Below are 16,184 nucleotides of genomic sequence, written 5' to 3' on the forward strand. Positions count from 1 at the left end.
ACAAAAATTTTCTATTATAGTTTTTCACCACAGTATGGACAAAATGTAAAAGAATCACTTTCATTTCTTAATTTTCCTCCACAATGAGGACAAAACAAAATTACCTTTTTCAATATGGTTAATACATCACCTTGTTGAATCTCACTATCTTCTTTATGTTCAATTTTAACATCTTCAGGCTCAATATCCTTTGCCTGACACTTTGATATGGTTTTATTTATCAGCATAGAAAGTTCTTTTTCCTCTATAGGTGTATTTATAACTTCATCTACTCCTTTTTCACTAAAATGTTTAAAATTTATTTTATCACAGGAGGAAAGTATACAGACCATGTTGGGTTTTTTGATTTTTATTTTTTCCGCAAGCTTGTCTCCAGTAATTTCTTTCATTACAAAATTCACTATGACAACTTCTGGATTAAATCTGCTAATTTTTGAAAAGACACCATACTCATTGCAAGTTTCTACCTGATAACCCATATTTACTAACTTATCTTTCATAATAATACTTTCAAGCTTACAATCGTTTACTAACAATATCCTTTTCATGGTTTCACCACCATATTCTTTATATACTCTATATATTAAATCATAAACCATTATTTTTCAACTAAATTTTAGCATTAAAAATGCGAAATGAATTACGCTTACTTATACATTAAAAACACTCCATATAATACAAAAACTTAATCCACAGTATAAATCAAATTATTACACTGTGGAATTTAACCTCTAAATTAAAGTTACTACATATTTTAATAACTACTCAAATAAATTTACTAAATTTTTAAATATATCTTTATTATCCCTTAGTATGTCTTCATTTCCCATTACACATATATTGTCCTTATCCATAACACTATGAATCAACTCTGCAAAAGAAATTATATCTTCTTCTTTAGTATTTAGTATTTCTTCCCTTTCTCTTTGCAAATCTTCATAAGTTATATGCTTTATATTATATTCAGCAGCACGTTCTCCCTTCATGGAAGGCGATAGAGGAAAATCCAAATCAGATATAGTTCCTATTATATATTTAGTCATTTGCCTGCTATCTGCTTTAAAATTTTTAAAATATTCCGCTGCATTATCATAAACTTCAACAGTATGTTTCAAATTAGGATCTCTATAGGAGGTAAAAAATGCATTACCATTCTTTTGAAAAGAAGCAAAACTTCCATAAGCTCCCCCTTGAACTCTTACTTGATTCCACAAATATTCATAATTAGCTATTGCTTTTAAAACCAAGAGCTTCCCAGTATAGTTATATCCAAGCTCCATATAATTGTAAGCCTTAGCTACATATTGAACTTTTGAAGAAGTCATGAGACCTTCATTTTTAGCCTGTAAATCAAATTTATATCTTACCTTGGTTACCTCTTTATCTTTTAATTCGGAAATCAGTTTATCTACTTTACTCTGAAAAATATCATAATCCTTTTCTTCACAAGTTAAATTTATAATCAAATTTCTCTTATTAAATACCTCACTAGAAACTTCTTTTAACTTTACTGTTATATCCTCTACCCTGTCTTCAAAATTTTTTTCCAGCTGGCATATAAAATTATAGAATTCCAATCCTCCTAATATATCCTCATATCTACTCATAGGTGAGAAATAGGAACAAACATGATTTGCAACCACTATATGACCTCTTTGAAACATAGTCATTTCCATTCTGGATTTAGTCTCTTGAATTATTTCTTTTAGCCTCTTTTTTTCATCGAATCTGGTATGATTTATTATGTCATTTAATAGCAGAATTAATTTTTCCAGATTATTAACCAACACTTTAGACTTAACTATAAATTTGGGATAAAATTCCCTGCTGCTGTTATTTTCTCCAAATATCTGCGGTGAATAACCTATTCCACCTGTATATATATTTATTTCTTTTGTCAAATCCTCATAATTATAATTTTTAGTACTAACCTTTCCAAGTACCGTACTTAAAAGTGATAAATATGGTATTAAATCTTCTTTTACTCCCTGAGTATCAAAATATAAATTTATATAATATATGCCATTAGTAAATACGGGATAAAACAATACTTTTATCTTATTTTCTTCCCTCTCTATAATTTCTAATTTTTTAGAATGGGGATCTATATCCGATATTTCAAGAAGAGGTATTTTCATCAAATCCTCTTTACTGTCTTTTATATTTTGCCTTTCTTTCAACTTTAAAGTATTCTTGATTATATTATCTATATCATTAGATGAAATACTTTCCTTGAAATCTTTCAACTTTTTCTTTAATTGTGCTTCTTTTTTCTCCGCCAGCCCCTTTTCAGGTTCAACTATTAACATGGAACTATGGGCATTCTTTAAAATATATTTACTTATAAGATTCTCAAAATAATTATTATCCACTTGAGATTTTATCTTATTTAATACCTCCTCGTAGGAAAGATGTGTCCAAGGTTCTCCATCATACAGCCAGCTATCCATACACTTCATTCCATATATTAACCCTTTAGGATATCCCTTATAATCCGCTTCCCTGAGCTGAAATTCTTTTATATTGATGGAAGATTCTATAAGCTTCCTATCAATGCCTTTATTTACAATACATTCTAAAGTTTTCTCCACCAATTCTTTAAAATCATTCTTTTTGTCCTGATTAGAATTTTTAACTATTACGCTAAAAATGGGCTGAAGCATACTAGCCTCAAATATTCCAAATACATCTTTTCCTATATTCGCATCAATTAAAGCCTTTTTAAGTGGGGAAGAAGGCGTCTCTAAAAGCAAATGTTCAAGTATGTCAAAGCCTAGATATAATTCATTATCTATAACTTTTCCTACTGAATAATTTATACTTAGAAAAGTTTTATCTTCTTCCTTTTCACCACTTGAAATTGGGTATTTTATAGTCATTTCCTTTTGTAAATCAAAGGGAACCTGCTCCAATATAGTGGAATCTATTTGTCTTTTATTAAAATTACTTAAATATTCTCTATCTATAAATTCTAATTTTTCAAGTATATCCATATCCCCATATAAATATATATAACTATTAGAAGGATGATAATACTTACTATGAAAAGCCAAAAATTGTTGTTGAGTTAACTGCGGTATTATATCTGGATCTCCTCCTGATTCCACCCCGTATTGAGTATCTGGATACAATGATTCTGATATCTTTCTAAACAATATGGATTCTGGAGATGAGAAAGCTCCCTTCATCTCGTTATAAACTACCCCTTTATAAGTTATTTCCTTATCTTTACTATCTAGTTCATAATGCCATCCCTCTTGCATCATAATTTCTGGATACTTATATATATTAGGATAAAAAACCGCATCTAAATACACATCCATAAGATTCAAAAAATCCTTATTATTCACACTGGCTACAGGGTACATAGTCTTGTCTGGAAAGGTCATTGCATTTAAAAATGTATTTAGAGAACCTTTTATCAATTCTACAAAAGGTTCCTTTACAGCAAACTTTCTAGAACCACAAAGCACAGAATGTTCAAGTATGTGTGCAACTCCAGTGCTGTCATCAGGAGGAGTTCTAAAACTCACTGAGAACACTTTGTTTTCGTCTTCATTTTTCAAAAAAAATAACCTTGCTCCGCTTTTTTCATGATAAAAAAGCATTCCTATGGAGTTTATTTCTTTTATATTCTTTTTCTCTAATAGCTTAAAACCATTATATATTTTCCCTAAATCCATATCACAAAATCTCTCCTATAATCTTATATATTTTACTAATATCATTAACTAAAATCACAACTTATATTTATATACTTTACTTTTATTGTTTAATCCATTCTTGTAATTTATCATAGCACTGTGATGCTTCTCTATAACCTTGATTATATAATTCTATAAGTTTATTTTTATCTTTTTCTATTCTTCTAACCTTTAAAATTTCACCAGGTCTTATAACAAAAGCTCTACCTTCCTTCTCCAGCTTTTCTATATAATTCAGGGTACTGTTATATTTTTTATGCCTATACACTATGGCGTCTGCCAGTCCTTTATGCTGCGAATATATTTTTCGTGCCAGAAATTTCATCTTAAAAGGTTTCTTAACATATCCCTCATTTCTGGTTAAAATAATCACATTTTTATTATTTCCATCCTTTATAGATTTTTTTATAGGTATAGGATCCGCCACTCCTCCATCCAATAGATTTAATCCCTGGAACTTCACAACAGGTGCCATAAAAGGCAGGCTGCTTGAAGCTTTCACTACATCATATACATCTTTATCCTTGCATTCACTCTTTTCAAAATACACAGCTTCGCCTTTATCACAATCTGTAACAGCAACTACAAATTTCTCCTTTGCCTTGGTAAAAGTTTCTATATCAAATATTTCTAATTTATTAGGCAGCTCATCAAATATAAATTCTGAACCAAACAGTTCTTTTTTTATTATTAGATTTTTATAACTTAAGTATCTTGGATCATTTACATAATTTATATTTATATTTTTATTTCTGCCCTTCTGCCTAGATACATATGAAAGCCCATTACAAGCCCCCATAGATACCCCTATAACATATGGAAAATACAAATCTTTTTCCATGAAAAAATCCAATACGCCTGTGGTATATAGCCCTCGCATACCTCCTCCTTCCAAAACCAAACCTATATTTTCCATATACTCTGCACCTCACTTCTGACTAATTATATACTTTGATTGTTAATATATTTTAACATAACTGGTTAAGTTAGTGAAGTTATCTATTTCAAATAATAAACTATAAAAAATAGCACTATTCAAAATTTTTTAAGATAAAAAATTTTGAATAGTGCATACTTATATAATTAATAAATATTACAGTTATTTTAGAATAAAAATTGTTTTTGGTTAAATCATAAAACTTTTATTTTGAAACCAGTTTACTTTAACTTAACTAAAAGTTCACCAGTTTTAACCCTTTGACCTTCTTTTACAAAGACTCCTTCTACAACACCTGAAACAGTTGCAGTAACATTGGTCTCCATTTTCATTGCTTCTATTACGATTAAAGTCTGCCCTTCTTCAATTTCATCTCCTGCCTTCACAAGCACTTTAATAACGCTTCCAGGTATACTCGCTCCAATTTCCTTCTCATTGTCCTCATCGGCCATAACTGCTTCAGCTTGTTGAACTGCTGAACCTCCTTCAAAGGCATGCTTATCTTTAATTTGTATATCTCTCTTATTTCCATTAACTTCAAATACCAGAAATCTACACCCTTCAGCATTAACTTTAGTAATATCTAGAAGCTGCATAAATAAGCTTTTTCCTTCTCCTATTTCAACTTCACACATTTCTCCTTCAGTTAGTCCATAGAAGAATACATCACTTTCCATACGGCTGAGGTCACCATATTCATTTATAAACTTCAAGTAATCCTCAAATACATCAGAATAGAGAGCATAACTTAAAATCTCTTTTTTATTAAACTTTCTCTTAAACTTTTTAGTCAAATATTCTTCTATTTTTTCAAAATCTTCTGGAGGAAGGAATTCCCCTGGTCTCCCCTCTAAAGGTTTTTCTCCCTTCAATACTAGCTTTTGTAATTCTTTTGGAAATCCTCCCATAGGTTGACCCATCATTCCCTGGAAATATGAAACTGTAGAATCAGGGAAATTCAAAGTCTTTCCTTTTTCATATATAGTATTTTCATCTAAATTGTTTTGCACCATAAATATAGCCAAATCTCCTACCATTTTAGAAGAAGGTGTAACCTTAACTATATCTCCTACTAAAGTATTTACCTTTTTATACATTTCCTTTATATCTTCAAATCTATCTCCAAGTCCAAAACTTTCAACTTGTGGTTTCAAGTTGGAATACTGTCCTCCTGGAATTTCATACTTGTATATTTCTGCAGTACTTGACTTAAGTCCTGATTCAAATTGACTATATACGGGTCTGACATCTTCCCAGTAATTAGCTATTTTCTGGAGATTGTCTGCATCCAGCCCTGTATCTCTTTCTGTATTTTTAAGTGCCGCAACCACAGAATTCAACGCTGGTTGGCTGGTAAGACCTGACATACTGTTAAATGCAAGATCCGCTATGTCAACACCTGCTTGAGTAGCCATAAGTACAGTTGCAACTCCATTACCTGTGGTATCATGAGTATGAAGATGTACTGGTATTGATATCTCGTCTTTAAGTGCTTTTATAAGCTCATATGCTGCATAAGGTTTCAACAATCCAGACATATCTTTTATACCTAAAATATGAGTTCCTGTCTTTTCTATTTCTTTAGCTAAATTTACATAATATTTAAGAGTATATTTTCCTCTGCTGCTGTCTAGTATATCTCCTGTATAACACATGCATGCTTCTGCTATTTTGCCTTCTTTTAATACCTGATCTATTGCAACTTCCATTCCCTTGAGCCAATTCAAGGAGTCAAATATCCTAAATACATCAATACCCACTTTTGCAGATTCTGTTATATAGTCTCTTATAACATTGTCTGGATAATTTTTATATCCCACTGCATTAGCTCCTCTTAAAAGCATCTGGAATAATACATTAGGTATTTTTTCTCTGAGTTTTTCAACTCTTTCCCATGGACATTCTTTCAAGAATCTATATGCTACATCGAAAGTTGCTCCTCCCCACATTTCCATAGAAAATATATCTCCGGCTAAAACAGATTGAGCTGCTGCTATTTTTTCCATATCCCTAGTTCTAACCCTGGTTGCCATAAGTGATTGATGGGCATCCCTCATAGTAGTATCCGTAACCAAAAGTTTATTTTGAGACTTTATCCAATTAACCAACCCCTGTGATCCTTGTTCATCCAATATCTGCTTTGTACCTTTTGGTCTGAGACTTTCGTCCACCTTAGGAACTACAGGTACATTGAAGGAAGGCTTTTTACCACGAGTTTCATTTACTACTTTTTCTCCTATATACTTCATTATACTAAGTTCTGGATCAAGTTTTGGAGTTATATTAAAGAGTTCTGGAGTATCTGCAATAAAATTAGTATCACATTCTCCTTTTATAAATCTTTCATGTTTTAAAACATTGATTAAGAAGTCACTGTTGGTTTTCACTCCAGATATAATAGTTTCTTTTATAGAACGTATTGATTTTCTTATGGCATCTTCAAAAGTCCTTGCCCAGGATATATTTTTTACAAGCAAACTGTCATAATAAGGACTTATGACGGCTCCTGTAAATCCATTACCTCCGTCAAGTCTTATACCAAAACCGGAACCAGTCCTATACATATCAATTCTTCCAGTATCTGGAGCAAAATTATTTAATGGATCCTCTGTGGTAATTCTACATTGAATAGCATAGCCATTCATCTTTATATCATCTTGAGACTTTATCCCTATCTCTTTGGAATCCAATTCATATCCTTCTGCAACCAATATCTGACTTTGAACTAAATCTATTCCTGTAACCATTTCAGTTACTGTGTGTTCAACTTGAATTCTAGTATTCATTTCTATAAAATAATGGTTATTATGTTTATCCACCAAAAACTCCAAAGTACCTGCACTTCTATATCCTACACTTCTTGCAATCTTTAAGGCATCTTCACATATCTCTTTTCTTTTTTCATCTGATAATGCTATAGAAGGTGTAAATTCTATTACTTTCTGATGCCTTCTTTGTATGGAACAATCCCTTTCATATAAATGAACTACATTGCCATGTTTGTCCCCGAGAATCTGAACTTCTATATGTTTTGGACTTTCAATATATTTTTCAATAAATATATCTTCTGAACCAAAGGCCTTCATAGATTCACTTTTGGCACTATTATAAGATTCTAAAAGATCCTTTTCTTCCCTTACTATTCTCATTCCCCTGCCGCCGCCGCCAGCAGCTGCTTTAACCATAACAGGATATCCACAATATCTTGCAAATTCAACAGCTTGTTCTTCTGTTCTTATAGGTTCCTGTATTCCAGGTATTGTGGGAACTCCTGCTTTTTTAGCAGCAATTTTGGATTTTATCTTGTCTCCAAGCATTTCCATCATAGACGAAGTAGGTCCTATAAATTCAATACCTGCTTGTTCACATTTTTTTGCCAGTTCAGGATTTTCCGCTAAAAAACCATAGCCTGGATGTATTGCATCAATCTTTTTCTTTAAGGCTATATCTATTATTTCATCAATATCTAAATATGCCTCAATAGGGCCTTTGTCACTACTTAATAGATAAGATTCATCTGCTTTAGTTCTAAAGAGGGCTCTTTTATCTTCCTTTGAATATATCGCAACGGTAGTTATACCTAATTCTTCACATGCCCTAAATATTCTTATAGCGATTTCTCCTCTATTGGCCACTAAAACTCTTTTAAATTTATTTGCCAAATCAATCATCCCCTTTTATAAAAAATATAGTTTGCATATTTATTAACAACTAGTATTAAATTCAAACAATATAGTACTATTATATATAAGTATTAAAATTATTTCAATTGAATTTTATTGTTTTTATCCTTGCATATATTAAGTATAACTAATTATCCTAAAATATCCCTGTGTTATACACATGATAGTATGTGTAAACATACTTATATGGTTATTTATCATAAACTAAAGTTATAAAACAAAGTAATATTTGCAACTTTTTTTTATATAAAAAATCAATCTCAACACAAATTATTATATATCTTAAAATTGCTTTTGTAAATAGTGTATTATATATAATAATTATGCTACTCTATATTATATGTAAATATAGTAATAATAATAACATATATGCCCTTTAATTTAGTGTCACATATGTTACATTTTTTTGAATTATTTCGATAAAGTGATTCAAAGATTTAAGTGGAATTTGACTCAAAAGTATATATTATCTTTCCCCCAGCTTTAAATTTGGAATTGCATTTAAATTTAAGGGACTTCTATTTCCTTTCATATATTCAAAGTAAGCTGCACTGCCTATCATAGCTGCATTATCGGTACAAAGTACCGGTTCAGGAAATAAAACATCTACTTTGTTTTTAATTGCCTCCCTTTTAAAGGTTTCCCTAAGACAAGTATTTGAGGCTACCCCTCCTGCCACTGCTATTTTATTTGCATTTTTAAATTTACATGCCTTTAATGAATTGTCTACTAAAAAACTAACTACAGCTTTTTGAAAAGAAGCAGCTACATCTGCCTTATTTATATCTTCTTTTTTCATATCTTTTTGATTCAAATAGTTAAGTACTGAAGATTTTAAACCACTAAAAGAAAAATCCAAGGATTTATTATCATGAAAATTTGCTCTTGGAAATTTAATAGCATCTGGATTTCCTTCTTTTGCTATACTGTCAATTTTAGGTCCTCCAGGATACCCAAGACCTAAGGCTCTTGCAATTTTATCGTACGCTTCTCCTGCAGCATCATCTCTTGTCTGTCCCAATACCTCAAATTTCCCGTAATCTTTCATATGCACTAAATAGGTATGGCCTCCGGATACTACAAGACATACAAAAGGCGGCTTTAAATCCTTATATTGTATAAAATTAGCACTTATATGTCCTTCTATGTGATTAACCCCTATTAAAGGTTTTTCTAAAGCATAGGATAATGCCTTTGCATATTGCAGCCCCACAAGAAGCGCTCCCACAAGGCCGGGTCCATAAGTAACTCCTATAGCATCTATATCTTTCAGTGTTATTTTAGCCTCCTCCAAAGCCTGTTCTACTACTACACTTATAACTTCTATATGCTTTCTGGAGGCTACTTCAGGTACTACTCCTCCGAATTTTTTATGAATATCTATCTGTGAAGATATTATATTGGACAATACCCATCTTCCATTAAGCACCACAGCGGCAGAAGTTTCATCACAGCTGCTTTCAATGGCAAGTATTTTTAAATCTTTATCCATAATTTTATACCTTTCTTAAATGTTATTTAACTGTACTTATTTTAGTATTAGTTTATTAAAAATACAAGATAATAGATTAAAATATCCTATGAAAGCTAAAATTATGATATATTTAAACAATACGATCTTTTAATAAAAAATATTTAATCTATAAATACTGGAGATAAAAAAATGAATAACCCCTACGCAAAAGTAATTATCAGTGGTTCCCCCATATCAAAATCAAATTTTAAATTATTCAATATACGTGGAAGAGCTATACTACCCTATAACTCAGGTAAATATCATGATAGATATGCTCTGTATGAGGAGCAGATAGCCTACGAATGTAGAAATCAAAATCCTGGACTTGTGTTGTCTGAATCTCTAATAGCAGTACTTAAGGTATATTATAAAAGCAAAAAAAGACATCCAGATACAAATAATATAACCAAAAGTATATTTGATGGGATTGAAAAAAGTGGATTAATAGTAAATGATGCACAAATAAGAAAAATAATTATAGAAGAATTCTATGATAAGGACAATCCTCGCTTTGAATTAGAACTATTTGGAGAAAGTTTATATAACATAGAGTATAAAATTTCAGAAAATCCTGTATTAAAAGAACCTATAAATTATTCTCCTCCCCCTAATAAAAAAAACAAGCTGAGAAAACCAGTGAAAGTGTTAAATTACAGTAGCGAATATATAAAATGTCACTGTGAAATCTGTGGAAAAAAAGTATCCAAATATGATATAATATCTGCCAATAAAGGTAAAACCATACTATGTAAAAAATGCTTTAATAAATTATTTAAATAATGATGAAATATACATAAATTTATTTTAAAACTTATAAATAAATTTATGTATATTTTTACTTTGTAAAAAAATTATCAATTATCTTTTCAGCCATCCTCTTTTCTATATTTGCCTTTACAACCAACATAATTACAACTAGTATAAGATGAATTATATCCTTCTCACCCTCTAACTGAAACTTACTTTCAGCATTTAGTTTCTCATCATTCCCTTCAATTTCAAGAATATTTTCTACTTCAATTTCATGTTGAAAATTCTTTATAAAATTTTCTATTTCACTTTCTTCAATTTTTAGGAAATGTTTATATATTCCATTCAACTCCTCCCTGCGATCTTCCCCTTTTATTATAGAAGTTACTATAGGAGAAAATAATTTTTGTATATCCCCTATAGATAAAATCTGTTTTAAATAATATGTCAATACTATCAATATAATATGTTGTTTAGAATATTTTTTCTTTTTAGGAGGCATAAGTATTCCCGATTTAGTATAATTATTTATCATAGTCTTAGTGAGAGTGCTTTCTCCTTCTGTTCTCTTTAAATGTGCTAATTTTTCTTCCATAAGAGTTGTAACCTGATCCATATATAAATCTATATCCGGTATATTTTCAAGTTTCAACTGTGTAAAATCACCAAACTCCTTTATCAATTTTTCCAATAGATCTTTGTACATAAAATATCCTCCTAATATAAAAGTTACATCAATCCTTTTGTATGCTTATACTTATTTGTCTGCATCCAGAATGATTTTCTAATAATTCTTTAGTAAACTTAACCTGTTCCAATTCTGAAGGAGTAAGTATTTTCTTTTTAATATGCATCTTCCTCACACCATCAAAATACAGGGATATGAATTTGTCTCTAAATACATTTGTTACAGCAACCATAATATTTATGCTCTCAGCTACATTTTCCACATTTATATATTGAGGAATAGTATACTTAATACCTTGAAGAGGCAAAATTTTTATTTTACTACCATTAAATTTTTTACCTTTTATATAAGCTGCTGCATTTTTACCTGCATTTATACTTTCCAAAACAATATTATCAACTATATCGTGAATATAGAGTACATTTCCACAGGTAAATATCCCATCTACAATTGTAGCCAGACTTTCATCCACCAAAGGTCCTCCAGTTATATTGGATACTTTCACTCCTGCCTTTCTCAATAGTTCATTTTCAGGAAATAGTCCTGCAGATAAAACTACCGTATCACAGAATATATGCTCCTCACTATCTTTAACAATTTTTTTATGTCTATCTATCTGAGAAATAGTTACCCCTTCCACTCTGTTTTTTCCTTTTATATCCACTATAGTATGATTCAACTTTAAAGGAATCTTAAAATCATAAAGGCACTGCACTATATTCTTTTTAAGTCCACTGCAGTAATTTAACGGCTCCACAACTGCCTTCACCTTTCCACCTTCTAAAATTATTCTTCGTGCAACTATAAGAGCTATATTCCCAGAGCCAAGTATTACAACTTCCTTTCCCGGCATGTGGCCTTCTATGTTTATAAATCTTTGAGCCAATCCCGCTGTAAGTACACCTGCACATTTACTGCTGGATATATTCATAATACCCCAAGGACTTTCTTTACATCCCATAGATAAAATTATGGCTCTTGCCTTTATTTCGCTAATACCTTCTTCCTCATTGACAGCAGTTATTATTTTATTTCTGGTTAAATTAAGTACCATAGTATTTAATTTATATGATATATTTAAATTTTCCACTTTTTCTATGAACTTTCCTACATACTCCGGTCCTGTCAGTTCCTCACCTAATGTAGTAAATCCAAAGCCACTGTGTATACATTGATTCAATTTTCCCCCAAGCTGATTTTCCCTTTCAAGTATCAAAATATTATCTACACCTTCTTCTTTAGCAGCCGTGGCTGCGGCCAATCCTGCCGGTCCCCCTCCTATTATCACAAGATCATACTTTCCCAAACACAAAACCTCCAGTCATCCTAAATTTATCCCAAGGATGGATATCATAAAAAAAGAGTCCATTTAAGATTATTATATCTTAAAATACGACTCTCCTTATCATATATAATTAATTATTACAAATTATTTTGCCCTTTACATGCTCTTACAACATGTTGTGCCAATATGGATGAGGTAACTGCCCCCACTCCTCCCGGAACAGGTGTCACTATTATATCTTTCCATTGACAACTTTTTATGTTCACATCCCCACAAAAATTCCCATATTCATCCACATTTATCCCTACATCTATAACTACAGCTCCCTCCTTAATATATTTTGAATCTATGAATTCAGCCTTTCCAATGCATATAATCAATATATCCGCCTGGAAACAAATTTTATCTAGGTGAGAGGTTTTTGAATGACAAATTGTAACTGTAGAATTTTTATTCAAAAGCATCATAGACATTGGCTTCCCAACTACCATACTTCTTCCAACTACCACAGACATCTTACCCTCTACAGGAATATTATAGAATCTGAGTATTTCCATCACTGCACTTGGCGTACAAGGTGCAAAACCAGTGCCTTCCCCTGCCATAACCTTAGCCAGATTTATAGGATTAAAGCAATCTATATCTTTTTCAGGTGTAATTACATACTTTATGATATTTTCATCCAAATGCTCAGGCAAAGGTCTGAATACCATTATGGCATTTACACTTCTATCTTCATTTAATCCTCTTAATTCCCTTATAAATTCTCTTTGTGATATATACTCTGGAAATTCTTTTACACAAGTTTCTACTCCAACTGCATAACACCTTTTCAATATTCCCCTCTCATAAGCAAGGTCACTTGCTTTGGCTCCAACTCTTACTATAACCAGTTTAGGAATAATACCCTGTATTTTTAAATCATCCACTTCTTTAATTAAAGCTTCACTTATGGCATCTGCCACAGGCTTGCCTTTAATTACTAGACCCATACTTACGTTCTCCTTTATACTCAAAATATATTACCGCTATTGCATTTAGATATATTGCTACACAGAAAGTATCTCAACTACTTTTCCATATACCCTATCTGCTATTTCAATACCTTCTCTAACTAAGGGTTCTATTTCAGATTTTACCCTATAAACATACTCTTTATCATTTATAGAAGATAAATTTATTATTACATTAAGCTTAGCGCCAACTATTGCTGCCCTTAAACATTGAACTCCTACCCCTATATCGCTTATTACAAGTTCGGAACAACCGTCTACCAAAATTTCATGAAGCTTAATGGTATCATACGCTTTTTTAATAATATTTACAGGTACCCCGCAGGCATCTTTCAAACATTTTTGTAAAACCTTTTCTTTTATGGCCTTTTCCTCTTTTGTATTTTTTGGCATTCCATAAGCTTGGGAAAGAGGAAGAAAACATTTTGCATCTTCATCCACCATGTTTAAAAGTTCCCTCTGCAGTTTATAAGTCTTTTGTAATATAAATTCTAATTTTTCCTCATATTCTGCATATTTCTTCTTTCCTAAAGTAAGATTGCATACCATACTTCCCAGGGCAGCCCCTAAAGACCCTGCAAGTGCAGAAACGCTTCCTCCTCCCGGAACTGCATCCTTTGAACCTAATACTTCCACAAAATCCACACAACTTTTACCTTTTAAATTCATAATATTTCCTCTCCAGCTATTTAAAACAGCCCACTTATTATTCCATTTTCATCCACATCTATTTTTTCCGCAGCTGGAACCCTAGGAAGCCCCGGCATTTTCATTATTGAACCAGTTAAAGCCACTACAAAACCTGCCCCTGCAGAAACACTTACCTGTCTTACTGTAATTGTAAATCCCTCTGGTCTTCCAAGTTTATTTTGATCATCTGTAAGGGAATATTGCGTTTTAGCTATACAAACTGGTGTTTTTCCAAAACCTAATTTTTCAAGTTCATCTATTTCCTTTTCTGCCTGATTGGTAAAAGTAACATCATCTGCACCATATATCTTTTGGGCTATAGCTCTTATTTTATCTCTGATTGGCAATTTTTCATCATAGGCAAAATTAAAATCATTTTTTCCTTCATCTATAAGCCTTAAAACTTCTTTTGCCAATTCTATTCCACCTTCTCCACCTTTTGCCCAAACTTCCGATAACCTTACATTCACTCCAAATTCTCTGCACTTTTCTTCTACCAGTTTAAGTTCAGCTTCTGTATCTGTAGGAAATACATTTAGTGCCACCACTGCAGGCAACTTAAATACCTTAGTTATATTTTCTACGTGTTTTAACAAATTAGGAATACCTTTTTCAAGCGCTGCCAAGTTTTCATTATTTAATTCTGTCTTTGCCATTCCCCCATTATATTTAAGCGCCCTTACCGTAGCAACTATTATTACCGCATCCGGCTTCAATCCTGCCATTCTGCATTTGATATCCAGAAATTTTTCTGCACCCAGATCCGCACCAAAGCCTGCCTCTGTAACTACATAATCTCCAAAATGCATTGCCATTCTAGTCGCCATTATAGAATTACATCCATGAGCTATGTTGGCAAAGGGTCCTCCATGTACAAAAGCCGGCGTTCCCTCCAGCGTCTGAACCAAATTAGGCTTCAACGCATCTTTAAGCAGTGCTGCCATGGCTCCTTCAGCTTTTAGGTCATGGGCAGTTACAGGATTTCCCTCTCTATCATATCCCACAATTATCTTTGAAATCCTCTCTTTTAAATCATTTATGTCTGTTGACAGACAAAATATAGCCATTATTTCTGAGGCAACAGTTATATCAAAACCATCTTCCCGTGGTATTCCATTTACCTTTCCTCCTAATCCGTCCACTACAAATCTAAGCTGCCTATCATTCATATCCATACATCTTTTCCATGCAATTCTTCTAGAATCTATGTTTAGTTTATTTCCCTGATATATATGATTGTCTATGAGAGCTGCCAGTAAATTATTAGCAGCAGTCATGGCATGTATGTCCCCTGTAAAATGTAAATTTATATCTTCCATAGGTACTACCTGGGCATATCCCCCACCAGCAGCTCCTCCCTTTATTCCAAATACAGGTCCCATGGAAGGCTCTCTTAATGCAACAACTACAGATTTACCAAGCCTTGACAGGGCATCTGCCACCCCAATTGATGTAGTAGTCTTACCCTCTCCCGCGGGTGTTGGATTTATGGCTGTACATAATATAAGTTTCCCATTTTTGCCTTTAGTGGTTTTTAAAAGATTGTAGTCAATTTTAGCTTTATACTTTCCATATAATTCAATATCATCTTCAGAAATATTTAATTTCCCTGCAATATCTTTTATATTTTCCATACTGCACTCCTGTGCTATTTGTATATCTGATTTAAAACCCATTTAAAGTACCTCCGTCTCTATTTTGATCATTTAACTTATTTTCAAATGTTAAAATCTTAACGATATTATAAGAAGAACTTATCCAGGCGTGTAACAGTGCTTATCTCCCACTTTGAAGAAGATGGGAGTATTAGCAATGGTAGCGTTTGGATAAAAATATTCTTCAGCAAAAATATATTTTATATATTAACATATTAACAAATAGCTTGCAAAGAAATTAAAGTCCAGGTATATCAGCACTC

11 protein-coding genes are annotated in these 16,184 nt (G+C 31.9%); 1 reads left to right on the forward strand and 10 read right to left on the reverse strand.

The features are described 5' to 3' along the window. Positions 1-14: 14 nt before the first annotated feature. The 5 genes from V7Q02_RS07285 to tsaD form a co-directional block, all read right to left on the reverse strand. Positions 15-548: a response regulator gene (locus tag V7Q02_RS07285; protein ID WP_333860342.1), complete on the reverse strand. Its 534-nt coding sequence runs from the start codon at positions 546-548 to the stop codon at positions 15-17. Positions 549-761: 213 nt separating this feature from the next. Next, entirely contained in the window at positions 762-3,683 is a 2,922-nt protein-coding gene (locus V7Q02_RS07290) for an insulinase family protein (RefSeq protein ID WP_333860343.1), read from the reverse strand. An 82-nt stretch (positions 3,684-3,765) separates the two neighbouring features. Then, positions 3,766-4,620 carry a patatin-like phospholipase family protein gene (locus tag V7Q02_RS07295; protein ID WP_333860344.1) on the reverse strand — a complete coding sequence of 285 codons (855 nt, stop codon included), beginning with the start codon at positions 4,618-4,620 and terminating at the stop codon, positions 3,766-3,768. A 242-nt stretch (positions 4,621-4,862) separates the two neighbouring features. Next, positions 4,863-8,312, reverse strand: coding sequence for a pyruvate carboxylase (locus tag V7Q02_RS07300; protein WP_333860345.1), 3,450 nt, complete (start codon positions 8,310-8,312; stop codon positions 4,863-4,865). Positions 8,313-8,790: 478 nt separating this feature from the next. After that, on the reverse strand, positions 8,791-9,816 hold the full coding sequence (gene tsaD, locus V7Q02_RS07305; RefSeq protein WP_333860346.1) for a tRNA (adenosine(37)-N6)-threonylcarbamoyltransferase complex transferase subunit TsaD: 1,026 nt from the start codon (positions 9,814-9,816) through the stop codon (positions 8,791-8,793). Positions 9,817-9,987: 171 nt separating this feature from the next. On the opposite strand from tsaD, the gene V7Q02_RS07310 reads away from it, so the two are divergent. Then, a complete protein-coding gene (locus V7Q02_RS07310; protein WP_333860347.1) occupies positions 9,988-10,620 on the forward strand; it encodes a RusA family crossover junction endodeoxyribonuclease in 633 nt (210 codons plus the stop codon). A 55-nt stretch (positions 10,621-10,675) separates the two neighbouring features. Here the strand turns inward: V7Q02_RS07310 and V7Q02_RS07315 are convergent, their stop codons facing one another. The 5 genes from V7Q02_RS07315 to V7Q02_RS07335 form a co-directional block, all read right to left on the reverse strand. Further along, positions 10,676-11,296, reverse strand: a complete 621-nt coding sequence (locus tag V7Q02_RS07315) for a DUF1836 domain-containing protein (RefSeq protein ID WP_333860348.1) — start codon at positions 11,294-11,296, stop codon at positions 10,676-10,678. A gap of 28 nt (positions 11,297-11,324) precedes the next feature. Then, positions 11,325-12,584: an NAD(P)/FAD-dependent oxidoreductase gene (locus V7Q02_RS07320; RefSeq protein WP_333860349.1), complete on the reverse strand. Its 1,260-nt coding sequence runs from the start codon at positions 12,582-12,584 to the stop codon at positions 11,325-11,327. A 116-nt stretch (positions 12,585-12,700) separates the two neighbouring features. After that, the gene (locus V7Q02_RS07325; protein WP_333860350.1) at positions 12,701-13,555 is read right to left on the reverse strand and encodes a bifunctional 5,10-methylenetetrahydrofolate dehydrogenase/5,10-methenyltetrahydrofolate cyclohydrolase; all 855 of its coding nucleotides are present in this window, start codon (positions 13,553-13,555) and stop codon (positions 12,701-12,703) included. Positions 13,556-13,612: 57 nt separating this feature from the next. After that, complete coding sequence (locus V7Q02_RS07330) at positions 13,613-14,245, reverse strand: cyclodeaminase/cyclohydrolase family protein (protein WP_333860351.1); 633 nt, start codon at positions 14,243-14,245, stop codon at positions 13,613-13,615. Positions 14,246-14,265: 20 nt separating this feature from the next. Continuing rightward, positions 14,266-15,942, reverse strand: a complete 1,677-nt coding sequence (locus tag V7Q02_RS07335) for a formate--tetrahydrofolate ligase (RefSeq protein ID WP_333860352.1) — start codon at positions 15,940-15,942, stop codon at positions 14,266-14,268. Between the last annotated feature and the right edge of the window lie 242 nt (positions 15,943-16,184).

The organism is Clostridium sp., assembly GCF_036781005.1.
In the GTDB taxonomy this organism is placed as follows: Bacteria; Bacillota; Clostridia; order Clostridiales; family Clostridiaceae; genus Clostridium_B.